We start from the raw sequence: 21908 nt of genomic DNA, 5'->3' as shown, positions 1-21908 counted from the left end.
TGATCACGTCTGGGTGCTGAGATTGACTACGACTCGACACTGGTCGCGGGAACTGGAGAACTCATCCACGAACTCGTCCAAACACCGGGCCTCGAGGTACTCCCGATTCCCACCGACGCCGACCTGACTTGGAACGGTGACGCGATTAATCGTCCTGGATGATGTCTAGACCCGTGGTTGCACCATTGGTTCATCAACTGTGTGCCGAGTGCAACCATCCGTGAGGTCGTCGAGTGACAGTGGACGACGGGGCTCAGTTGTCGTGGCACGCATACCCCGCCCGAATGGCCGCTCGCTGAAGGATCGGCTATCGGTCGGCCGCTCCAGCCGCTCGGCTTCTCTCAAGTATTTCGTCGACGACCTCCGTCAGTGTCGCAGTGGCATCGATAAGAATCCTCTGTCGGGGCATATCTTCTTTCGTGCGATGCAGCCGGAGAATGAGATCGCGTTCCGTGTGCCGACCACGGCCACCCCACTCGTCGTCCGCACGCGCATCCAACCTCTTTGTGAGGGTCTCGACGTCGACGTCGAGCACGAAGGCGACGTCGAACAGATCCACGAACTTCATGAGATTGCGAGAGCCTCCACAGAAGAACGTCATCTCCTCCCGACGGTCCTGGATGAGGGTCTTGACCTTCCCGAGGTGCCAGATCTGGTGGTGGTGGACCTCTAACCCCGAGGCGACTACTTCTTCACCGGTGTCCGGGTCACCTTGATACGCGAGTTCTCGGTCACCGTGTATGGCGTGGTAGCGACGCCGAACCAGCTCCTCACACACCGAGGTCTTCCCGGATCCGGAAGTGCCTTCAATGAGGAAGTTTCTTCTACCCATGGGCAAGACAATAACCAGTTCCGGGGTGAGGCGGGACCGCACGGGGCCGTGCTGTTCTGCGACGGAGACACCTAATCGCGACTGCTGTGATCAACAGAACCAGATACTTTGGGTGGATGTCTGCCCTGAACCTCCCGGTGTTTTCCTGGAGCCTTGACCCGGCAAGTCGAAGCCGGGACCTCGCATTCATGAGCTCTGAACTACTTCGGAGGCATGGGTATCGATCTGAAGTCGTGGATCTGGCCGAGTACGAGCTACCCGCCTTCGACAACGCCCAAGTGTTCGAGAGCACCTCCTTCACCGCGCTGCACGAGATCATCAGCGGTGCCGATGGCGTCGTACTTGCGTTCCCCATCTATAACTGGGTTCCAGCGGCGACCGTGAAGTCATTGATCGAGGCCACCGGCGCCACGGGTCAGGACGGTAGAAGATCCGCGTGGTTCGACATGGTCGTCACGTTCGTCTGCGCTGCTGGGTTGCCCCATAGCTACATGGCCACGGCCGCGATGGGGCAATCACTCATGCTCCACGTCAAATGCATGATAAACGCCATATACGGCGTACATCTCCGAACGAGACTGGCAAGGCTTCAACGAGCTAGAGGCTGGACGAGCTGATCATCTGGCCAAGACCCTAGGAGTCCACGCTGAGCTCTCAGAACGCCTCGCTGATCGCACTTACAGCTCTGATTGAGAAATCTGAGCACCCGCACCACGCGGGTAGAGCCGTGAGCGCCCGGTAGAGGATACCCCCAGCGGGCATCGAGTCCTCGACTGGAACGTGAATGCCCGAAAGGCGACCGGCTTGCAGGCAGGTTTCCCGTAGCGGCGAACGACTGCACGTCCACGCCTCCGGTGGCGACGGTTCGGAAACATCGGTACCTACATGCTGAACAGATACAGGATCAGGAAGGCCGCCGCAGTGAGCAGAAGCAGGATCCCGGTCACCCAACACACTCGCGCGGGCCCGACTCGCTCTGGCTCTTTTGGCGCCGTAGCCATCATGATCACTGCGGCGACCGAGATCAGGACCGCCATCACGATGTACCACGGAGTTTGGTAGAGCCAGGAATAGAGGACGAAGTGCATGCTCACCATCGAGGCAAACGCAACCGGCAGCAATGAGTAGCGCCCCGTGACAGCCAGGTAGACCAGGAAGGGAAGACCCAACAGCTGTGAAGTGGCGATCAGGATCGAAAGCTGCGTGATCGCTGCGGCAACCGGACTGGGCTGGTCGAAGGCTCCGATCAGGAAAGACAGTCCGATTGCCACCGGAAATGCGACTACGCCCTGAAACAGCGTTGCTATAGCGGCCGTGCGCGAGGTCACCCTCTCCCACAGAAGTCCACACACCAGCCACGTCATCCCATACGCGAGGAGAAAGGCTGCCCCAAAGATGTTCTGATCGGCTAACTCGTGCAGTCGTGAAGTCAGGTCCATGGTCGGCGCCCCCCGGTCAACTGTCGGTGGGTGAGACAGTACGGGAACTAGCGTCTGTTCTTACAGCGCAGAGACAGGGTCGGTTCGAGGGATCTGATCGAAGGGGCTGAAAGTCTCCGCCTCCTACAGGCCGAGGAGACTGTGGCGCATGGTGGTCTCCGTTGCAATGCGCCCACGCCGCCCGCAGAAGGCTCGGCTCATAGGCACGTCGGGACTCCCGTAGCTGTGGAGCGAGGGGCGTCATTTCGGTCAGGCGCGCCTCGAGTCAGTGGCTTTGGCGCACCCTGGCGGTTGGGGATCAACCGCGTGAGTCCCGCGCGGTCGTGGACGATGACCAGTAACAGCGCCATGGTCGACTGGTCGGGAACCCCAGCACTGGTGCTGGGGTTCCCACACGAATGTGCTGAGCGCCGCCCTGCCGGAGTCAGGAGAACTTCTGAGCTCCCGCGACAGCAGAGCTTCCAAGGTCACTGCCACCCAGGTGTTCTTGCGCCGACAATGCGTTGGTCCACGCCTCGGTGGTCGCCACGGAGGCCCAGTTCGAGTGCAGCAGCGACATCAGCGTCGTGTGAACGGTCTGCGCGTCGGCGGCTCCTGCTTCGTTGGCGAGGTTGATCGCGCCGGTGGCGTCGGAGAGGACTTCGGTATTGAAGCCCAGTCCCTCTGCTTCCACGGCGGAGGCGAGGATGCAGTTGTTGGTCATGTAACCGACCAAGGTGACGGTGTCGATGTTGTGCTCGCGCAGCCAGCCGGCGACATCAGTCTGGGCGTAGATGGAGCCAAACTTCTTGACCACTGATTTCCAGTTCTCGGTCTGACGCGCCGCCACGTCCGGGTGGAGTTCAAACTCCGGGGTCGACGGGTCGAAGACCGGCGCCCCTTCGCCAGCCGTGTGCTGGATGGCAAGAACAGGGATCTCCGCTGCATGGGCAGCGTCAATCGCCTCGGTGATGCGTGGCAGAGATTCAGCATGTGGGGGGTGCTGGATCTCCAGGGGGCCGAAGAAGTACTGCTGCTGAACATCGACGATGACCAAGGCGCGACGAACTGAATTCATGGGAATCTCCACACTTTTGAGGGCATGTACTAGGTCCCGGTCAGGACTTCCTCCAATACTCCAAGCGCGTCACGACACGAACAAGTGGCTTGCAAGCCGCTATACGATGATTTCTAGCCAAACGCCGTCTCATGAGGTCAAGGGAGTTCGCATGCGCATCGGGATCTACGCGTTCACCGGAGCGACGATGTTCCACCTCTCAGTCCCTCAGATGGTCTTCGCTGAAGTCGCGCGACAGGGAATCGCGGATTGGGAGACTTTCCTGTTCAGCGATCAGTCAGGGTCAATCACTACTGCGGAGGGGTACGAGATCTCCGGCGTGAGCGGTCCGGAGATGGTGAGAGGTGTCGATATGCTCGTCGTTCCCACCTGGCACACCGATGCACGCCCCGCCGGTGACTCCTTCCTCCGGATTCTGCGGGCAGCCCATGACGGTGGGGCCACGATCGTGGGACTGTGTCTTGGCTCCATACCTGTTGTGGACACTGGTCTTTTGCAGGGGCGGACTGCTGTCACCCATTGGCGGGCATTCGATCTGCTCGCGCAGCGCCACCCGGGTCTAGAATTCGATGAGACGGTTCTCTACATTGATCATGATGACGTGCTGACAGCCGCAGGTACGGCGTCGGGGTTGGATGCCTGTCTGCATCTAGTGCGCTCCCGCCTGGGGGTTGAAGCGGCCAACGCGGTGGCCCGCAGTCTGGTGATCGCCCCGCATCGGGAAGGCGGCCAGGCCCAGTACATCGACCGTCCACTTCCCCGGAACGCCGGAGAGGACCAGCTGACACTGGCGATGACATGGGCCTTGGAACATCTGGATGAGTCTCTACCGATTCGGCGCCTCGCGCAGAAGGCCCAGATGAGCCCTCGATCATTTGTCCGTGATTTTCCGGCCGTGACGGGAATGACCCCGGCTGCGTGGGTGATGTCACAACGCATCAACGAGGCGCGCAGGTTGCTGGAGTCCACAGACCTCAGTATCGAACACCTCGCGGAGAGATGCGGCTTCGGAAGCGCTGTCACGTTGCGGCAGAACTTCGTCCGATCGCTTGGAGTCTCGCCGTCTCAATACCGGCGGCAGTTCGGCCTTTCACCTCGAGGCGACTGAGACCACCCAAGGAACACCCATAGTGCTTCCTCCGGGACTGCCCGCTGAGGGATCGGCTTGCGCGCAACGAAACGCTTTTGAGTAAAACGGAGAGTCCTTCGCTGCCCCTGCGACGCGCAACCATCGAGTGGTAATCAACTCCGCTCAGCTGATCTAACCTCGTCACCTCAGGGTCGTGTCAGGGCACGGCTGCCTTGTCACCGACAGTGGTCCGTTGGCGCCTCATCCGAGAAAGAGCCACAACCCGCGCGACGCCGATGACCGACGCCGCAATCACCACAATGATCAGGGTGGCGAAGATTGCCTCCTCGGTGTGTATCCGGAAGGAATTGGGTATCCGTCTCTCCGGCACGACGATCACGCCGATGAACGCCCCGACGAGTCCCAGATAAGCCCCCGTCATGAATCCCGCGTGTTTGGCGATGTCGCCCTTCTTAAGGCGCCACCAGGCGATGGCGATCGACGCGATCGAGATCACGGCCAACGTCTTGAGGAACAGTTCCATGAACGTGGAGTAGCCTCCGATCCAGAAGGCAGACAGAGACGTCACCGCTATGCCCACCATCCACACTCTCCCGACGTACACGTGCCACCGGTCTCCCTTTCTGGGACGCAGCAACTGGAAGCCGCCCAGGAGTAACGCGAAAGCAGCAAAGAATGCGTGTACTGCGATGAGCGCGGTCCAGGGCTCCATGAATGCTCCAAGCGGGAGGTGGTGGTTGCAACGCTACATACTCAACCTTCGGAGGTAAATGATCTCGAGGTTGCAGTGACGCTCGTAAGTAGCGGGCATCATCGATGCAAGCGGGCCGCCAGCTCCGTGAACGGCAGCGGGTATTGGAGCGACACGGGAGGGTTAGGTGCCTCGTTTCTGTGCCGTGAGGATCAGTGCCGCGGCGATGCCGAAGAACGCGTAGAGGAAGGCACTGAGTCCCAGTGTGGTGTGGATGCCACCCGCTAGGTCATTGCCATAGACACTGCTGTAGTGCAGGGCGATGACCCCGAGGCTGGCGATGCCTGTGCCGGCTCCGAGGGCGAAGGCGCTTTCTTGGATCGCTCCGGCGTCAGCGGTGCGCGTGGTGGGGGCTGAGCTCATCAGTTCATTCGAGGCGATAGCCATGACGGTTCCTGCGCCGAGACCGCCAGCTGTCGGGGTCCGCATGGATGATTCGTTCGGGGATCTCCGGCTGGGAGAAGAGGAACCAGTGCCACCAAGAGGTGGCGAAACGTGCATCAGCTCGAGCGAGGTGCTCGCTGATCGGGATGCAGTCCAACAAGATAAGTCGATCGATCCGGGAGCTGTAGTCCAGCGCCAGACGCAGCGCGACGTCGCTTCTTCTATCGCCGCCACCAAATCCATGGCAGACCAGAGTCTCCAAGGAACCACTTGCGGTTCCATACGGTCGCCTACAGTTCCGAACAAGGGCAAAGGGCCCTCGTCTACCTCTGTCGATGGTGAGCGGATCAGTTCTCGAGGGTGCCGATCTCGAATTCGGTGAGCTGCTGCTCGGGGCCTTCGCTGCCGCCGTGCTGGCCTTCGAAGGCCGCTGCTGCATCAGTGCCGCACAACCCTTCGATACGGTCGGCGCCGCCTGGATGATCCTCGATCCAGTCGGTGAGGTCGTAGACGGTCCCGTCCATGACGGCCCAGCAGGAGTCGGGAGAGTCGTTTTCCTCGACTTGCTCCATGGTCAGGACATCGTCGGAAGTGTCCTGATCCTCTTCCACCTCGTTGTTCTCAGTGGTGTCTTCTTCTGCTTCGGTGTTCTCGTCGTCTGCCGGGGCAGTCTCTGTCTGGTCGGCTTCGGTCTCTTGAGGGGCCTCGGTGTCCTGTGCTGTTTCGGGCTCGGGGGCGTCTTGAGCTTCGTCTGCGCTCTGGCCGCATGCTGAGAGGACAAGCATGCTGCCGGCTGCTACTGGGACCAGGAGAGACTGTCTCCAGTTCAGTTTCCGCGTGATGGTGTTCATGACGGTGCTCCTTCTAGCTGATCACTACGAGATTCAGATCGGCTGCCGGCGTCGCTGCGACGCTGGGAGGAGAAGGCCCAGGCGGTGAGCCAGGTCGCCATCACGGTGAGGATCAATGCTCCACTGACGTGCTGAGTCAGTGTCATGGCGCTGCCCAAGAAGGCTTGGAGGAAGGTCAAGCCGAACAGTGCGACCGCGATGATCGATGACACCAGACCGGTCTTGGTCGCCCGAGCAAAGAGAAGGAGGGTCACGGCGAGGAATCCTGAGGTGACGTGAATCCCAATGGCTGCAAGACCATGCACCCCGAGTCCGCGGAAGTCCTGGACGTAGAGACCGGCCGAAGCAAAGAGGAACCCCAGGGCTGCGAGGTTTGCCAGGGCCAGGCACCGAGCCGCGATGAGAAGCGTGGGGGAGGAGAACATGTGCGGTCTGCCTCTCGCTTTCTTTGTCTGGACTGGGGTGAGTCGTCGTTTGCGGGGATTGCGCTCTCCAGAGCGCACCAGCGGCGGGGCTGTGATTGGCTGAGCTCGATGAATGGATCCCGCGACTGGTACCCGGGGACGGCCACAGGTGGTGGTCTGATATAGCAGTGGCCCCACAGAACCTGGAGGGATCTGTAGGGCCACCGCCATGCGTTCACCGTGATCTGCGCCGTTTCAGCACCATGAGTCAGTCCCCGCGCGGGAGGTCACTCATCCTGCTGGTCGGGTGTCGCGGATCAGGACTCGACGGTGCGCTTGCGCATGAAGTACGCACCGGCACCGATGGCGCCGAGAGCGAGTGCTCCGCCGCCGGCGGCCATAGCGATGCTGTTGTTCTGTGAGCCGCCGGAGACACCGGTGTCGGCGCCACCTTCAGGCATTTCACCCATCTGCGAGGCGGTCAGCGTGCCGCAGGCGGCGGGAAGGGTCGCAGCGTTCGGCAGGGACTCATCGAGCTCGGACTGCTTGTTCGCGGCTTCCTCGGTCAGGACCGTGGGGTCCACGCCGTGGACCACGACGACGCCGGTGCCATCGACGATGGAGGCCAGCACGTCATCGGAGATCTCCAGGTCGCGCTCGTAGGTGTAGCTGCTGCCACCGGGGAAGCGCTCCACTGCCAGGCCGGAGTCCGGTGAGGTGTCACCCTCGATGGTCAGCGAGGTGCCGATCCCGCCGTAGAAGGGTGCGCCTTCTTCGACGTTGATAGCGCCGTCGCCGTCGACGTCAGCGTCGGGGCCGGGGCACTGGCCCTGGGAGCCGAAGTGGATGTGCTGGGCGTGGGGGAAGGGGCCGTCCATGAAGGTCTCGGCTGCGCCGTCGACTGTCATGTAGACCGTGGCCTGGTTGCCCTGGCCCTCGATCAGCACGTCGCCGACGGTGCCGCTGTTGTTCAGGGGATCCAGGCTGGTCTGGAAGGACCAGGACTCGCTGGAGGTGGAGGTGGCGGCGCCGTCGCTGGCACCGCCGTGATCGGAATGGGCCATTGCTGGGCCGGCGCTGAGCAGAATGGCGCCGAGCGCCAGGGTGGGAACAGCGAAGAATTTGGAGGTACGCATAAGAGGGACTCCTCATAAGAAGGGTGTGGTTCTACGGACTTTTGATCGTGGTCTCGAACAGTCCGCTTATGCGGAGTTCGGAACGAGATCAGGATCGGATGGAAAATTTCCAAGAAAACTTACTCGGCTCACCGATTGGCTTCAGCCGGGGATGCCCGATTGTTTGGCTCCGGTAAGAATCTGGGCTGCCATCTTGTAGAAGTCGATGACGTAGTGGGTCTCGCATCCAGGGTCCCGAATGCGACGCTTTGATGGTAACCCAGATCACTCATAAAGAGTGAATATTTCGATGGTCTAACTTTTAGTCGTCAATTGGGGAACGCGCCGTCTCGTTAAACCTGGATCAAACTCAGAGGAGCAGGTGCCTTCTGTGCTGGTGGCTGCTGGGACGTGCCAGTCATCCGGCCTTGAGTCTCGCCCGGCGCCTGAGCGGGGCTATCCGGCGAGGGTCGCGTAGACCACGTAGTTGTCTTCGTATTCGCCGGTTGCCTCGTTGTAGCCGTCGCAGGTGATGAGCCGCAGTTCTGGGTCTTCGGTGTTGCCGTAGACCTCCAGGGTGGGGAAGGTGGTCTTCCCGTACTGCTCGGCCTTGGTCACCACGAAGGTGGCGGTCTCGCCGTCTTCTTGGTCGACGGTGATCTCGTCGCCTTCCACGAGAGCGGGCAGGTCGGCGAAGACCCCGGGCTGGCCCAGGGAGTCATCGACGTGGCCCAGCAGCACTGCCGGGCCCGACTCGCCTGGTGCGGGTGAGCCGGTGTACCAGCTCGCTGGCGAGCCGGGGTCGCCGGGTGGGACGTCGAGCGTGTCGTTCTCGCGCAGGCCGAGGTGCAGAAGGTCCGAGCCCGCGCCGATGGCCGGGATGGAGAAGGACGCCGGCGGTGCTGCCTCGGGGGCGGCTTCGGGTGTCGTTTCGGGGCTTTCGTCTTCCTGAGCGTCCTGGCTGTTTTGGTCTGCTTCGGTCTCCGCTGGCTCGGCGGGTTCTGTCGTCTCCGGTGCGCTCGTCTCGGATTCGATGGCTGCGGGGGCTGCTTCTTCGCCGGCGGCGGGCTCTGTGTCCTGGCCGGGCGAACATGCTGAGAGGGCCAGCATGAGTGCGCAGCTGAGGGCCAGCGCGCCGCTGCGGCGTGGGCTGGCTGGTGCGGCGGGGGTGGCCTCGGGGTGGTGCCGGCGGAGAGGAAGCATGGTGGTTCTCTTTCGGGTTGGACCTTCTGGGCGGCAGCGATCTGATTCGACTTCCCATTACCCACACCAGGGGGGGCGTCCCCAATCTACATTCCGACTCACCACGTATCCGGTGAACTACACGACCCGGGTCGGAATCCGCCAGGCCAAAGGTGAAGCCCAGTGCCGAGCTCGCACAGTCACAGTGGATAGAAGGAGAGGCTGATTCGAACGGATCGTCTCTATTTTCCAGTGCCCGCCGCTTACTGGGCCATCGCCTATGCGGCAAGGCTGATGGATATGGGCTGATGAAAATAGGCAGGGCCGGGGAGTAACGAACCGTTGTCCACAGGCCGTATCTTGGAGGATTCCGTGAATGGTTAGCGTTTCTTGGCTCTGCGGTAGGCCTCGACGATGTCTCTATGCCGCGGACACCGACATGATGGCGCGAGTCGACGGCCCGAAGGTTGATCCGGCTGACGTTGCGAAGGCAAGCCGTGCCGGTATCGAGGCCCGCTCGATTCAAATTCTTGTCGATGATCCCTCACGCTTCGTCAAAGCTGCCCGGGGTGAGGATCCGGCCTAGCTCTCCAGCTGAGACTCACCTGATTAATCGGGGCCCCGTCCAGCGAGGACCCCGGTGTGGGCGGGTTGCGGTAGCGGGTAGGTCGCCTCACGGTCTGCTCGTTACCGTGCCGCGTCCGGGTTAGCAGGTAGCAGGAGCAGGCGGCTACTGCCGCCCGCTAGGCCATCGGTTATGTGCGCTGGCGGGAGAGGAGGCGACGATCACCGCCAGGCGACTTTGGTAGGGGACGGTCATGAACGAGTGGCGACTGGTCTTGTGAGGACGTGCCTATTCATATTGCTAGACCCGTGACCTCTTTGAGGCCTTCATCTCCGAAAGGAAGCCTAGGGAGAATGTGTGATGGAGCGGACAAAGTTGTGTCCTTTACTATGATTTACTCTGAAGCGCGGCGCCTTCGCATCAGGGTCCAGGTGTGACCATTGTTCACCTCGTGGCTGAGATGATCCAGTGCCATGGTTGCTATGGCCAGACCGCGGCCAGACTCCGCCAGTTCCTCGGGAAGCTCCGCCTCGTGCAGTGCGATGGTCACCGGCGCGGCGTCGTCCTGGAAGCGGGCCGAGAGCGCGGCGGCGTCGACCGTGAGGTCCGCGGTGACGGTGACCCCGGCGTCGCCCTGACAGTTCGAGTGCATGACGATGTTGGTGATGATCTCGCTGACCGCGAGCGAGAAGAAGGTGCGATCCTCATCGGTGAGGTCACCGGCGCCTTGGAAGAGCTCTTCCAGGGCGGTGAGCACCCGATCCACGAAGTCCAGCTCCGCCGCCCCGGTCAGGGTGACGCGGGAGCCCCCATCAGCTGTCACCGAAGGCCGCCTCGACGGTGGGGTGGTCGCGGAGCACGCGATCAAGGCTGGTCAGCTTCAAGACGCTCTTGACCGAGTCGCTGGCTGCGGCGAGCCGCAGATCGCCCTCGGCGAGTCGGGCCGCTTTCAAGCCGCCGATCAGCGCGCCGAGTCCGGAGGAGTCGATGAACTCGGTCTGGGCCAGGTCCACTACGATGCGGGGATTCCCGTCCTCGATGAGCTTCTTGATCGCCTGCTTGAGCCGTGGAGCGCCCGCGGCGGTGAGTCGTCCTTCGGGGCGCACGACGGCATGGTGTGGATGGGTGGAGACGTTCAGATTCATGGTGTTCCTTCTGCCTCTTCGGCGTGTGCTGCGGGTCCCTTGTAGCGCAGGGCTTGGATGACGATGCTCAGGGCCGCGCTGTGTGCGTTCAGGTCTCCACGCTTAGGAATGTCTTCCAGTCCCAGGGTGCGTATTTGTTGCTGATCAGCCTCGCGAGGAGGGTGAAGATGTGGAGCAGGATTGGCTCGAGGGTCATGAGTCTCTCCTGATCACGACCACGGTGACGTCGTCGGTGGCCTTAACCTTGACGGCGCGGCGCAGCGCTTCTTGGACGGCGCCGTCGATGCCGTATTCGCGGAGTACCTGTTCGACTTCGTGGAAGGGGTCATCCAGGTCAAGCAGGTCGAGCAGTCCGTCGCTGCAGCTCAGCAGCGCGTCTCCGGGGTTCAGCCGCGCGGTGCCGAGGCCGTGGGGCTCGTCGAGGCCCATGGCGAGGGGGAGCCCGGTGGAGTTCAGGTGTTCCCAGCTGCCGTCGGCGCGCAGGATGAAGCTGAGGCTGTGTCCGCCGTCGACGTAGGTGATCTCTCCGGTGCGGGTGTCGAGGTCGCCGCAGAAGAGCGTGACGAACATGTGCAGGTCCCCGACGTCGTGTTCCAGCATGGCGTCGATCTCGCTCACCGTTCTGAGCAGCGAACGTTCGGGTGCGGTGCGCATGGAGGCGCGGACGGCAGAGGCGATGATGCCGGCACCGATGCCCTTGCCCATGACGTCTGCCAGGGTGATGCGGAGCTGGTCATCGTGCAGGGTCACGTCGTGGAAGTCTCCGGAGACGGCGCCCGCCGGCGCGGAGGCGGCGGTGACGGTGAATCCGGGGGGCTGGGGGAGGTTGCGCGGGGCCAGCGCGCGCTGGACCACGGCCGCGTGGTCCAGTTCGTGCTGTTGGGCGAGCTCGGTCTGCACCCAGATGGCCAGGTCCTCTAGAAGGTCGCGTTCCTGCTTATCGAATTCCCGTGGTGTGGTGTCCATGAGACAGAGCGTGCCGACCTGTTCCCCTCCCGGGGCTTTGATCGGGTGACCTGCATAGAAGCGAAGGTGGGGATCGCTCTGCACAAAGGGATTGGAGGCGAAGCGCTCATGTTTTGTGGCGTCTTCAACGACTAGCGTCCCTGTCTGCTGGATTGTGGCCTCGCAGAAGGCGTCCTGGCGTGGAGCTTCTGGCCCGCCGAGTCCGATCTCGGACTTGCGCCACTGCCGTTCCCGATCCAATAATGTGACGCTGACCATGGGGACCCCGAAGATCTGTTGCGCCATCCGGGTGATCCGGTCGACCCGTTCATCGGGGGGAGTGTCGAGGATACTCAGGGCGTCCAGGGCATGCTGCCTCTTCATCTCATCGAACATCCCCGGGGCCCCTTAGTCTTCGTTTAGCTCATGCTTTATCGATACTTTAGTCCACGCACGCTGAACGTAACGAGGTCTACTCATACTAGGGAAGACCATCGCCGACGCAGAGTTCCGAAGTAGTTGTATATCGCAATAAAAAATAACAATTAAGGTAAAGAAAATACTTCTCTAATTTATTTATATGTATACACCATGAGTTCCAAGAACCCGTTATCGTCCTGGGTGTAGAGGTTCTCGCGCTTCCCCTCGGGGAGCGCATAAGTGATCGTGTTCGCCGCATCGTCGTATTCGACCTTAGGGCCCGCCCTGCCGGGTCCTGGACCTCAGTCACCCTGCGGTCCTCGGAGGAACAACTCATCCCGACCCCGTTGCGGTCGGTGGACTCCATCAGATAGCCACCTGCGTTGAGGTGCATCTGCTGGCCCGTCCAGTGGTAATCGATGATGAACCCATCATCGTCGGTTCGTTCCAGGGTCGCGTTGAGTCCGTCAGGAGCGACCAGGATCCCATCCGCACCGGGGGTGAGGCACTGGTTGAACCCGGAGGCGTCCCGGAAGCGCAGGTCCCCGCCGGTAAATCGCACCCGGTGTCCTGATCGACCCCTGACCGCCAGGTATCCCCAGGGAGGCCGAGGTTGTGTCTTGGGAGTCGTAGTGGTCGGTAGGCATCGCCGGCACTCCGGCAGGGGAGAGTTTGCTCTGGGTTGCCCCGGTGCCCAGGCTGCCGGTGGTCAGGTTCACTCCGGCGGTGGCGTTCGCGAAGATCTCTGCGGTGTCCATCGAGTAATACGGCAAAACTCCATAGGCGATCTCGACCGAAGCTCACGACGCCCTGGCCGTCCTCGGCTTCGTAGAGCTGGCCCATCACCCCGGAGCTCAGTGCGATCAGCATGTAGAACGGGTACGCCAGCACCGCGTTCGCGCGCCCTCGAGCGACGGTCTGGACCATCAGCCGGGCCAGCCCGAACTCTCGATGCAGCCGTGCTGGTCGCGGTCTCGTCCTCACGCACTGAGCCTCATCCACACGATATCGACCACCCGACGTCGGCATCCCGAGTATTTCCGCGTGACTCCGGTCTCGTCTGGTGAATTCCGTTGGTCGGAAATACTCGCGGGGCCATAAGGTAGTGCTCCGTGAGCACTCAGACCCCCGCCTCCCAGACCTCAGAGCCGCGACAGCCCGGGGCTCTCGACCGGTATTTTCACATCACCGCCCGCGGTTCGAGCATCGGTCGGGAGGTGCGCGGCGGTCTGGCGACCTTCTTCGCGATGTCCTACATCATCGTGTTGAACCCGCTGATCATCGGCGCCTCAGCCGACTCCACCGGCAGCTTCCTCGGTGGCGGTTCGGAGCCGAACCTGCCCGCCGTCGCCGCCGCGACCTCGCTGATCTCCGGTCTGATGACCATCCTCATGGGCGTGATCGGCAAGTTCCCGATGGCGGTCTCCTCCTCCCTGGGACTTTCGGCCTTCATCACCTATGGCATCGTCGTGCTCCCTGGCATGACCTGGGCCGATGCCATGGGACTGGTGGTCATCGAGGGTGTGATCCTGCTGGTCCTGGTGCTCACCGGATTCCGCTCCGCCATCTTCAACGCCGTCCCCGGCGCGCTCAAGATTGCGATCAGCGTGGGCATCGGACTGTTCATCGCTCTGATCGGCATGGTCAACGCCGGCTTCATCCAGAACAACGGGGGCACCGGGCTGGAGCTCGGCGTCGGCGGGTCGCTCTACGGCTGGCCGATCCTGATCTTCCTCATCGCGATGTTCGCCCTCTTCGCGATGTGGGCGGCCAAGATCCGCGGCGCGATCCTGTATTCGATCGTGGGCGCCACGGTGCTGGCGATCACCATCGAGTCGGTCTTCCGCATTGGCCCGCAGGTGGCCGAGGACGGCACCGAGAACCCTTACGGCTGGGGCCTGACCGTGCCGACCCTGAACCAGGACTGGCTGACCATGCCCGACCTGAGCCTGATCGGGGACTTCAACCTGCTGGGCTCCTGGCAGAGCATCGGCGTGGTCGCGGCCACCCTCGCGATATTCACCCTGCTGCTGGCCAACTTCTTCGACCTGCTGGGCACCATGGTGGGCGTCTCCAACGCCGGGGGAATCAAGGACGCCGACGGCGACATCCCGCACTCCCGCCGGATCATGGTCGCTGACGCGGTCGGCACCATCGGCGGCGGCGTGGGCTCCACCTCGGTGAACTCCGGGTTCATCGAATCGACCGTGGGCGTGGGCGACGGCGCGCGGACCGGTCTGGCCAACGTGGTCACCGGAGTGCTCTTCCTGTCTACCATCGTGCTGGCCCCACTGGCTGCCGTGATCCCCACCGAGGCGGCCTCCGCCACTCTGGTGCTGGTCGGATTCCTGATGATGCAGCAGATCGTGCGGATCGACTGGACCGACGTGGAGATGGCGATCCCCGCCTTCATGACCATCGTGGTCATGCCATTCTCCTACTCGATCACCAACGGCATCGGTGCAGGCTTCATCAGCTACGTGGCCATCAAGGTCTTCCGCGGCAAATGGCGTGAAGTGCACCCGCTGATGTACGTCACCGCGGCGCTGTTCGTGCTCTACTTCGTCTCCGGTCCGATCCAGGAGGCCCTGGGCGTCGGCTGACCGAGGACAGACTATCGAGGTCATCCCAAAACGCCTGGGTGAGCTGCCCTGTGGCGCTGAGTGTGGTCGGAGCATGAAAAGACGTGGTCTTCGGCATCTGCCGTCGCATTCCTCGGAGCCCTGACAGCCTGCAGTCCCAGCCAGGGTGATCCGGACCGGATGGAGACCTTCCATGCAGCGGGAAGCCGATGCACCGCTGAATAGTGGCTCGACCCCCGGATCGACGCACCGTCAGGGGGCTTTTCAGGCTTGGCTGTGGGAGAAGCACCTAGTACCAGGCGGCGGTGAACTCCGGGTGGTGCGTCTCCGGCGCAGAGGGGCGCACGAGCAGCAGGAGCACCACGAACCATCCGATGACCGGGATGAAACCGAGGAAGAACATCGAGCCCGGGAGCCCAGAATCGTGAAGTCGGCGCCAGGTGACGGCGAGCAGCGGCGGGATGGTCAGCGCCGCGATCAACACGTGCAGGCCGAGGATCGAGACGGCGAAGATCGCGCCGAAGCCCTCGAGCCAGACGCTGGGGGAGAACCCGGCGACTCCGAAGAGATCCCGCGCGTCGGTGACGATGTCTTCGACGAACAAGGTGCTGATGGTGATGATGGCCGTCATGCCGATCGCAGTGTGGACCAGGATCAGGAACAGGAAGGGCCACCAGAACTCCGAGCGCGTGGAGTAGCCTCTGAACTGGATGTAGTTCTCGAAGAAGGACGAGAGCGTGGCGTCGGGCGCGTAGACGTTGCCCACTGGCCATATGGTCTCACCGGCGTATAGCTGCATTGCACATCCTCGATCTGCTCATGCTGAGGGACGGGTCAGAGGCCACATCGATTGAGCACACTCTGCTCGTGTTTCGGTGTGAAACAAAGAGGCTTTGGTCCCATCGACCTCCTGCTGTCCGATCTCATCCGGGTCTTGCCCGAGCTCTCCGGACTTGCCGTGCAGTCGGCCGTGTCCGTGCCCAGACCTAAGCTCACCTCTGTTGCTATCGAATGTATGTTCGAATACGATGAGGCTCCCGGGCCTCCCATCAGTTTCGTCATACCTCTTGGAGACATGAAAGAGGGAGCTTGTCCATGTCCACTGTTATTCGCCCCGAAGCCGACCGAGCACCCCGCCGTGGAGCGGTGACGCTCACTGAATCCATCGATGTTGAATGCGACGAGCAGTTTCTGCCCCATCGGGTGATCTGGAAAGAGCGGAGGCATCTCGTGGTCGAAGCCCCTGTCCGCTGGTATCAGCGCCGCAGCTGGTGGTTGGAGGAGCCCCGCGCCGAGCGGGGTCGCCCCGGACTGGTGGCTCATGAGATGTGGCGGCTGCAGGTCCAGCTTGAAGCCACCTCGCGCACCGAGACCGCCGAGGTGCACACCATCGATGTCAGTCGGCACCTGGCCTCCGGGCGTTGGCGTCTGGTGCGGGTCCATTGACCTTCACCCACCTGAATGTGGCCAGCTCCTTCAGCAGTCACTACGGCACCAACCGGCCCGGTGAACTGGTGGCCGCCGCCGCGGCGGATGAGATGACAGCCCTTGCCATCACCGACCGGGACGGGCTCTACGGGGCGGTCAAACACCTCGGTGCCTGCATCGACCTGGGCATCGCCCCGATCCTTGGCGTCAGCCTCGCGGTGGAGGATCGTGGCCGGGCCGTGGTCCTCGCCAGCAATGCCACCGGTGGGTATGCGGCGCTGTGCCAGCTGATCTCCCGCGCCCACGAACGCCCGCAGGGCGAGGCCGCGCGGGTGAGCCTGCAGGACCTGGCCGAGCACTCAGCCCCCACGCAGGGCGAGGTGCGTCGTCGCCTGTTCGTGCTCGCCGGGCCGGAGAGCGAGATCGGTGCGGCCGCGGCCTCCCGGGACTACCGCAGCACCCGGGCGCTGCTGCGCCAGTGGCGCGAGGTGCTCGGTGAGGCGCTGCGTGTGGAGGTCGTCTCCCACCTGGCGCCTCCAGGGGAGGCGCTGTCCACCGCCCACGCGGTCCGGATGCTCAGCGCCGCGCAGGTCAGCCGAGTCACGCCGGTGCTGACCAACGCGGTGCGGCTGCTGAGCACCGATGAGGCCGCCACCGCTGATGTGCTCGACGCCGTGCGGGTGCTCTCGGATCTGCACAGCACCCCGGCGCTGCAGCCCACCGACCAGGGCTGGCTGAAGCCCGCCGCCGCGATGAAGTCCCTGGCCGCAGAGATCTGCGCGGCCAGCACCACCGCGATCCCGGCCGAAGAGCTGCTTGCCAACACCGAGGCGCTGGGACGCCAGTGCCAGCTGGACCCGGTCAGAGACATGGGCTGGGGTCAGCCCAAGGTGCCCGAGACCTCCGTGATCGGGATCGAGGGCGACCCGGATGAGGAGCTGCGCGCTCGCTGCGAAGCCGGCCTCGCCGAGATGCTCGCCCAGGAAGCCGCGGCTGACGCGAGTCCCGATCATGAAGCCCCAGGCCAGAAGCGCACTGGTGCGGCGCGGGCGCGGCTGGAACATGAGCTGAGCATCATCGCCGACCTCGGCTTCGCCCCCTATTTCCTGACCGTGGCCGAGGTGGCCCGACTGATCCGCGAGATGGGGGTCCGCGCCGCCGCCCGCGGTTCGGCGGTCTCCTCGCTGGTGGTCCACGCCCTGGGAATCAGTCCCATCGATCCGCTGCAGCACGGACTGATCTTCGAACGCTTCCTCTCCCGCCGGCGCTCCACGCTGCCTGATATCGACATCGACGTGGAATCCTCCGAGCGGCACCGAATCTACCGAGCGGTGTTCAAACGCTTCGGCTCCCAACGGGTCACCCTGATGAGCATGCAGAACGCCTACCGGATCCGTGGCGCGGTCCGGGACGCCGGGCTCGCGCTGGGACTCCCCGAGGAAGAGATCGATCAGCTTGCGGAGATCATGTGGCGCTTCCCCGCCCGGGAGTTCCGCCGCGCCCTCGAGGAGAAGCCCGAGCTCCAAAGCCTGGCCGAGCGGATCAAGACCGAACGCAGCTCCGGACGCCAGCAGCTGGACCTGCTGGTAGATCTCTCCGAACGTCTGGACCGGTTGCCCCGTCACATCTCCACCCATCCCTGCGGCGTGATCCTGGGCAACAACAACCTGCTCACGCTCACCCCGGTGGAGCGCTCCGGGGTCAACGGGCTGCCGATGAGCCAGTTCGACAAGGACGACATGGACCCGATGGGGTTCATCAAGCTCGACATCCTGGGCGTGCGGATGCAGTCGGCGATCGCCTATGCGCTCACCGAGCTCGAACGCACCACCGGGGAGGTCATCGACATGGTCAAGGACGTGGACTATGCCGATCCCGCGACCTTCGCGATGATCCAGTCCACCCACACTCTGGGCTGCTTCCAGATCGAGAGCCCCGGGCAGCGCGAGCTGATCGGCAAGCTGGTGCCCAAGACGCTCAACGACCTGGTCGTGGACATCTCGCTTTTCCGCCCCGGCCCCATGGGCTCAGGCATGGTCAAGCCGTACCTGGAACGCCGCCACGGCTACGAGACGGTGGGCTACCCACACCCCGATCTGGCGCCGATCCTCGACGAGACCTACGGGGTGGTGGTCTTTCACGAACAGGTCCTGCGGATCTTCGACACGATGACCGAATGTGGCCTGGATGTGGCCGATGAGTTGCGCCGGGCGATGAGCAAGGACAAGGCCGGTCCGGTGGAGGCCTTCTTCCGCGAGGAGACGGCCAGACGCGGCTACTCCGCTGCGGTGATCGACCGGGTCTGGGAGATCCTGCTCAGCTTTGGCAGCTTCGGCTTCTGCAAGGCCCATGGGGCGGCCTTCGCCGTGCCCACCTACCAGTCGGCCTGGCTCAAGACCCACCACCCCGCCCACTTCCTCTGCGGCTTGTTCGAACATGACCCGGGCATGTACCCGCTGCGGCTGCTCGTCTCCGAGGCCCGTCGGCTGAAGATCCCGCTGCTGCCGATGGACGTCAACCGTTCCACCAGCAGCTATCACGTGGAGGCGACCTCGGTGGCGGGGCTGCCGGTGTGGGGGATCCGGATGTCACTGGTCGGGCTGAAGGGGATCTCGAGGGCCGAGCTGCGCAGGATCGAGGCAGAACAGCCCTTCGCCTCCCTGGCGGATCTGCGCGACCGGTCGCGGTTGAAACGCTCCACGCTGCGCGACCTGGCCAAGGTCGGTGCCCTCGACTGCCTGCTGCCGGAAGGCCGGAAGCACCGCAAGGACCTCATCCAGTGGGTGGAGTCCACCAACCTGGAGTACGCCAAGAAGCTTCCGGCCCGCCAGGTCCAGGGTCAGCTGGCCCTGCCCATCGGGGACGTGGAGATCGCGAACATGCCCACCGGGGCGGGGGAGCTGGCGGCCCGAGAGATCGTCACCACCGAGCTGGACCTGACCTCCCTGGACACCAGCGGACACGTGATGGACTTCCATCACCCGGTGCTGCAGGCGGCCGGGGTCACCTTCGCCGAGGACCTGCTGTCCCTGCGCAACGGCGCCACCGTGCGGGTGGCCGGGATCCGGGTGGCCACCCAGACCCCGCCGATGGCCTCGGGGAAACGCGTCGTGTTCATCACCCTCGACGACGGCACCGGCTGCGTAGACCTGAGCTTCTTCGAGGAGGCTCAGCGCAATACGAGGGAATGTCTCTTCGCGGCGAAGATGCTGATGGCTGAAGGCACCATCCGGCGCACCGGACCCCGGGCGGTCACCGTGCAGGCGACTCGCGCCTGGGATCTGCGGGGAGAGACGGTGCCGGGACGGCTTCCCGCCGCAGCAGGCTCTCTTTGATCTGCACCCCGTAGCGGAAGCCGCCGAGCCCGCCGTCGGTGCGGATCACCCGATGACAGGGCACGAACAGCGCCGCCGCGTTCATCGCGCAGGCCCCCGCCGCCGCTCTGACCGCGCGCGGGCGTCCCGCGCGCTCGGCGTACCCGGCGTAGGTCAGCGGTGCGCCTGGTGCCACCTGACGCAGCATCTCCCAGGCCTGCTCGCGAAAAGGCCCGGAGCGCTGCATCACCGGCACGCCGTCCACCGCCGCCGTGTCACCGCTGTAATAGGCTTCCACCGCCTCAGCCGCATGACTCAGCACCGGGTGCGTGCCGGAGCTACTGGCGTCAACGCTCTCAGAGCTGCCCACGCGCAGACTGGGGTGGATCAGCTGGATCAGGGCCTCGATGTCCCAGGTCCATCCGGATGCCAGCACGTGACTGTCATCGGCGACCATGCTGAAAGGTCCATCTGGCGTGTTGAAGCTGACGTGATGCATGCTGTTGCCGAGACGTGTCATGGTGCAGTCACCTTTCGAGTCTGAGCTGGGGGAGTGCTTGCCGCCTGCCAGAGGTGCATCGCGGCATAGGAGCGCCAGGGCGACCACTGCCGAGCATGGGACTCCAACGCTCGGTGCGCCGCAGTCTTCTTGGATGCCGGGTCCAACAGGCCGAGCTTCTTGGCGCCGGTCAGCAGGACGACGTCGCCGGTCATCCAGACATCGGGGTCGCCCAGCACCCGCAGCATCAGATATGACGCCGTCCAGTGCCCGATGCCCGGCATGGCGGTGAGCTGGTCATGCAGCGCCCGGGTGTCTGCTCCCTGGTGCAGGCTGAGCTCTCCGCTGGCCAGGGCCGCCGCGGCGGTGAGCACGGTGGTGATGGACCGGGCGGGCAGCCGCAGTGGTCGCTCCGGGTCCAGGACGGGCGGCGGACCAGAACCGGTGCGCGACGGCGGCGCCGGGATCCCCGCGACGATCTCCTCCGGCGTCGGAAACAACCGGGACAGTCCCGCGAAGGAAGACTCGTGCTTGGTGCCCAGCGCGTCGACGAGCCGGCCGAGGTGGGTGCGTGCGGCCGTCACCGAGATCTGCTGACCCACGATGGCGCGGATCAGATACTCCGGACCGTCGGCGGTCCCTGGGATCCGCAGCCCCGGGGCACGGGCGAGCAGGGGAGCCAGCACCGGGTCTTCGGAGAGGGCGGTGCCGACGGCGAGCGGGTCGGCGTCGAGATCGAAGAGCCGACGGGCCACGGCGACGGCGGCCGGGATGTCGGCCCAGGCGCTGAGTTCGCACTCCAGCTGCAGCTGCCATTGCAGCGACGAGGGTGCAAGGTCCTCACCGGTGCAGGCTCTTGTGGCAGGGATCTTGCGGCCGGAGGTCGCGGTGGCAGGTGTCGCGGTGAACTGCATCGCGGCCGGTCCGTGGGCCAGCCGCAGGGTCCGGGCGTAGACCAGCGCTTCGTCGTCGAGCTGTGTGGCCTCAACGCCGGGAAGCGCACGTTCAGCCAGGAAGGTGAAGAGCTCCACCGCGTTGAAGGGCTCCCGGACCGGCAGGGCCAGACGCAGCCCGAGCCGTCCCGTGGCAGAGGCTCCAGCCGCGGCGCCGGCGCCGGAGGTGGAGGCGGAATCGGAGGGGGAGCCTGCGCTGGACGCGGCGAGCTTCGGCGCAGCGCCCGCCGAAGGCTGGGCGCGCACCCTGATCTCCCGGGGTGTCGCGCCGAGGACGGCTCGGGCGGTGTCGTTGAACTGGCGCACCGAGGAGAACCCGGCGGCGAAGGCGATCTCGGTGATCGGCAGGCAGGTACCGACCAGCAGGCTCCGGGCCAGGTGGATTCGGTGTGCCCGGGCGAGTGCGAGCGGTCCGGCGCCCAGTTCCGCGCTCAGCGTCCGGTGCAGGTGACGGCTGCTGTAGCCCAGCTGTGCGCTCAGGGCCTCCACGCCGCCGTCGTTCATGTGGCCTTCGCGGATCAGTCGCATGGCGCGTCCGGCCAGGTCCTGCCGGGTGTTCCATTCGGGGGTGCCCGGAGCGGCTTCGGGCAGGCATCGCTTGCAGGCGCGGTAGCCGTGCTCGTGCGCAGCGGCGGAGGTGGAGTAGAAGGTGACATTCTCGGGCTTCGGAGTCTGCGCCGGACAGGAGGGACGGCAGTAGATCTTCGTGGAGGAGACCGCGGTGTAGAACTGCCCGTCGAAGCGGCGATCCCGGGACTTCACGGCCCGGTAGCGGCGCTCGAACACTTCGTCCTGGTCCATGTGTCCCATTCCACATCCCTGACGCAGAGAATGCTAGCGGGAATCGGACGCGGCCATCGATGGTTGTCAGCTTCAGCGTCCGGCATGGAACGTGACCGGGCGCAGGATGTTCACGATGTCCGATTCCGCTATGTGTGGGGTCACGGACTCC

At 64.0% G+C, this 21908-nt stretch carries 20 protein-coding genes; 5 read left to right on the top strand and 15 right to left on the bottom strand.

Annotated elements, in window-relative coordinates:
• Positions 1-307: 307 nt before the first annotated feature.
• The gene (locus ACHAA4_RS02350; protein WP_435772581.1) at positions 308-832 is read right to left on the bottom strand and encodes an AAA family ATPase; all 525 of its coding nucleotides are present in this window, start codon (positions 830-832) and stop codon (positions 308-310) included.
• Between the two features lie 116 nt (positions 833-948).
• Between ACHAA4_RS02350 and ACHAA4_RS02345 the strand changes: the two genes are divergently transcribed.
• On the top strand, positions 949-1449 hold the full coding sequence (locus ACHAA4_RS02345) for an NADPH-dependent FMN reductase (RefSeq protein ID WP_435772580.1): 501 nt from the start codon (positions 949-951) through the stop codon (positions 1447-1449).
• A 264-nt stretch (positions 1450-1713) separates the two neighbouring features.
• Here ACHAA4_RS02345 and ACHAA4_RS02340 read toward each other — a convergent pair whose 3' ends face one another.
• Positions 1714-2271 (bottom strand): DUF7010 family protein, encoded by a 558-nt coding sequence (locus tag ACHAA4_RS02340; protein ID WP_435772579.1) that lies wholly within the window; start codon positions 2269-2271, stop codon positions 1714-1716.
• A gap of 424 nt (positions 2272-2695) precedes the next feature.
• Positions 2696-3328, bottom strand: a complete 633-nt coding sequence (locus ACHAA4_RS02335) for an isochorismatase family protein (RefSeq protein ID WP_435772578.1) — start codon at positions 3326-3328, stop codon at positions 2696-2698.
• 151 nt (positions 3329-3479) lie between these two features.
• Here ACHAA4_RS02335 and ACHAA4_RS02330 point away from each other — a divergent pair, with 151 nt between their 5' ends.
• Positions 3480-4436, top strand: coding sequence for a GlxA family transcriptional regulator (locus tag ACHAA4_RS02330; RefSeq protein ID WP_435772577.1), 957 nt, complete (start codon positions 3480-3482; stop codon positions 4434-4436).
• Positions 4437-4614: 178 nt separating this feature from the next.
• Here the strand turns inward: ACHAA4_RS02330 and ACHAA4_RS02325 are convergent, their stop codons facing one another.
• The 9 genes from ACHAA4_RS02325 to ACHAA4_RS02285 form a co-directional block, all read right to left on the bottom strand.
• Positions 4615-5130, bottom strand: coding sequence for a DUF2306 domain-containing protein (locus ACHAA4_RS02325; RefSeq protein ID WP_435772576.1), 516 nt, complete (start codon positions 5128-5130; stop codon positions 4615-4617).
• Positions 5131-5292: 162 nt separating this feature from the next.
• Positions 5293-5532, bottom strand: coding sequence for a hypothetical protein (locus ACHAA4_RS02320; RefSeq protein ID WP_435772575.1), 240 nt, complete (start codon positions 5530-5532; stop codon positions 5293-5295).
• A 368-nt stretch (positions 5533-5900) separates the two neighbouring features.
• Positions 5901-6338 (bottom strand): cytochrome b5 domain-containing protein, encoded by a 438-nt coding sequence (locus tag ACHAA4_RS02315; RefSeq protein ID WP_435772574.1) that lies wholly within the window; start codon positions 6336-6338, stop codon positions 5901-5903.
• Between the two features lie 62 nt (positions 6339-6400).
• Entirely contained in the window at positions 6401-6829 is a 429-nt protein-coding gene (locus ACHAA4_RS02310; protein ID WP_435772573.1) for a hypothetical protein, read from the bottom strand.
• A 296-nt stretch (positions 6830-7125) separates the two neighbouring features.
• Complete coding sequence (locus ACHAA4_RS02305) at positions 7126-7944, bottom strand: GVDTG sorting domain-containing protein (RefSeq protein WP_435772572.1); 819 nt, start codon at positions 7942-7944, stop codon at positions 7126-7128.
• A gap of 435 nt (positions 7945-8379) precedes the next feature.
• A complete protein-coding gene (locus tag ACHAA4_RS02300; RefSeq protein ID WP_435772571.1) occupies positions 8380-9126 on the bottom strand; it encodes a sortase domain-containing protein in 747 nt (248 codons plus the stop codon).
• Positions 9127-10064: 938 nt separating this feature from the next.
• Positions 10065-10493 carry an ATP-binding protein gene (locus ACHAA4_RS02295; RefSeq protein ID WP_435772570.1) on the bottom strand — a complete coding sequence of 143 codons (429 nt, stop codon included), beginning with the start codon at positions 10491-10493 and terminating at the stop codon, positions 10065-10067.
• Positions 10483-10815: an STAS domain-containing protein gene (locus ACHAA4_RS02290; protein WP_435772487.1), complete on the bottom strand. Its 333-nt coding sequence runs from the start codon at positions 10813-10815 to the stop codon at positions 10483-10485. The genes ACHAA4_RS02295 and ACHAA4_RS02290 overlap by 11 nt, the downstream gene beginning before the upstream one ends.
• Positions 10816-11007: 192 nt before the next feature.
• The gene (locus ACHAA4_RS02285; protein WP_435772569.1) at positions 11008-12144 is read right to left on the bottom strand and encodes a PP2C family protein-serine/threonine phosphatase; all 1137 of its coding nucleotides are present in this window, start codon (positions 12142-12144) and stop codon (positions 11008-11010) included.
• A 1148-nt stretch (positions 12145-13292) separates the two neighbouring features.
• On the opposite strand from ACHAA4_RS02285, the gene ACHAA4_RS02280 reads away from it, so the two are divergent.
• Complete coding sequence (locus ACHAA4_RS02280; protein WP_435772568.1) at positions 13293-14783, top strand: NCS2 family permease; 1491 nt, start codon at positions 13293-13295, stop codon at positions 14781-14783.
• Positions 14784-15051: 268 nt separating this feature from the next.
• On the opposite strand, the gene ACHAA4_RS02275 is transcribed toward ACHAA4_RS02280, so the two are convergent.
• Entirely contained in the window at positions 15052-15561 is a 510-nt protein-coding gene (locus ACHAA4_RS02275; RefSeq protein WP_435772567.1) for a DUF805 domain-containing protein, read from the bottom strand.
• A gap of 296 nt (positions 15562-15857) precedes the next feature.
• Between ACHAA4_RS02275 and ACHAA4_RS02270 the strand changes: the two genes are divergently transcribed.
• Positions 15858-16208 carry a hypothetical protein gene (locus ACHAA4_RS02270; protein ID WP_435772566.1) on the top strand — a complete coding sequence of 117 codons (351 nt, stop codon included), beginning with the start codon at positions 15858-15860 and terminating at the stop codon, positions 16206-16208.
• On the top strand, positions 16184-19525 hold the full coding sequence (locus tag ACHAA4_RS02265) for a DNA polymerase III subunit alpha (RefSeq protein WP_435772565.1): 3342 nt from the start codon (positions 16184-16186) through the stop codon (positions 19523-19525). Before ACHAA4_RS02270 ends, ACHAA4_RS02265 begins: the two co-directional genes overlap by 25 nt.
• Here the strand turns inward: ACHAA4_RS02265 and ACHAA4_RS02260 are convergent.
• Positions 19443-20024 carry a methylated-DNA--[protein]-cysteine S-methyltransferase gene (locus ACHAA4_RS02260; protein ID WP_435772564.1) on the bottom strand — a complete coding sequence of 194 codons (582 nt, stop codon included), beginning with the start codon at positions 20022-20024 and terminating at the stop codon, positions 19443-19445. The genes ACHAA4_RS02265 and ACHAA4_RS02260 overlap by 83 nt on opposite strands.
• The gene (locus tag ACHAA4_RS02255) at positions 20021-21766 is read right to left on the bottom strand and encodes a DNA-3-methyladenine glycosylase 2 family protein (protein WP_435772563.1); all 1746 of its coding nucleotides are present in this window, start codon (positions 21764-21766) and stop codon (positions 20021-20023) included. The genes ACHAA4_RS02260 and ACHAA4_RS02255 overlap by 4 nt, the downstream gene beginning before the upstream one ends.
• Between the last annotated feature and the right edge of the window lie 142 nt (positions 21767-21908).

This window comes from Nesterenkonia maliinae (genome assembly GCF_051262655.1).
Lineage (GTDB): Bacteria > Actinomycetota > Actinomycetes > Actinomycetales > Micrococcaceae > Nesterenkonia.
Note: the sequence above shows the minus strand (reverse complement) of the source record. Positions and strands in the feature narration are given on the sequence as shown.

Coding starts and splice junctions, on each gene's coding strand:
- ACHAA4_RS02350 (WP_435772581.1), bottom strand. CDS start 832: ATGGGTAGAAGAAACTTCCTCATTGAAGGCACTTCCGGATCCGGGAAG.
- ACHAA4_RS02345 (WP_435772580.1), top strand. CDS start 949: ATGTCTGCCCTGAACCTCCCGGTGTTTTCCTGGAGCCTTGACCCGGCA.
- ACHAA4_RS02340 (WP_435772579.1), bottom strand. CDS start 2,271: ATGGACCTGACTTCACGACTGCACGAGTTAGCCGATCAGAACATCTTT.
- ACHAA4_RS02335 (WP_435772578.1), bottom strand. CDS start 3,328: ATGAATTCAGTTCGTCGCGCCTTGGTCATCGTCGATGTTCAGCAGCAG.
- ACHAA4_RS02330 (WP_435772577.1), top strand. CDS start 3,480: ATGCGCATCGGGATCTACGCGTTCACCGGAGCGACGATGTTCCACCTC.
- ACHAA4_RS02325 (WP_435772576.1), bottom strand. CDS start 5,130: ATGGAGCCCTGGACCGCGCTCATCGCAGTACACGCATTCTTTGCTGCT.
- ACHAA4_RS02320 (WP_435772575.1), bottom strand. CDS start 5,532: ATGAGCTCAGCCCCCACCACGCGCACCGCTGACGCCGGAGCGATCCAA.
- ACHAA4_RS02315 (WP_435772574.1), bottom strand. CDS start 6,338: ATGCTTGTCCTCTCAGCATGCGGCCAGAGCGCAGACGAAGCTCAAGAC.
- ACHAA4_RS02310 (WP_435772573.1), bottom strand. CDS start 6,829: ATGTTCTCCTCCCCCACGCTTCTCATCGCGGCTCGGTGCCTGGCCCTG.
- ACHAA4_RS02305 (WP_435772572.1), bottom strand. CDS start 7,944: ATGCGTACCTCCAAATTCTTCGCTGTTCCCACCCTGGCGCTCGGCGCC.
- ACHAA4_RS02300 (WP_435772571.1), bottom strand. CDS start 9,126: ATGCTTCCTCTCCGCCGGCACCACCCCGAGGCCACCCCCGCCGCACCA.
- ACHAA4_RS02290 (WP_435772487.1), bottom strand. CDS start 10,815: ATGAATCTGAACGTCTCCACCCATCCACACCATGCCGTCGTGCGCCCC.
- ACHAA4_RS02285 (WP_435772569.1), bottom strand. CDS start 12,144: ATGAAGAGGCAGCATGCCCTGGACGCCCTGAGTATCCTCGACACTCCC.
- ACHAA4_RS02275 (WP_435772567.1), bottom strand. CDS start 15,561: ATGCAGCTATACGCCGGTGAGACCATATGGCCAGTGGGCAACGTCTAC.
- ACHAA4_RS02270 (WP_435772566.1), top strand. CDS start 15,858: ATGTCCACTGTTATTCGCCCCGAAGCCGACCGAGCACCCCGCCGTGGA.
- ACHAA4_RS02260 (WP_435772564.1), bottom strand. CDS start 20,024: ATGACACGTCTCGGCAACAGCATGCATCACGTCAGCTTCAACACGCCA.
- ACHAA4_RS02255 (WP_435772563.1), bottom strand. CDS start 21,766: ATGGGACACATGGACCAGGACGAAGTGTTCGAGCGCCGCTACCGGGCC.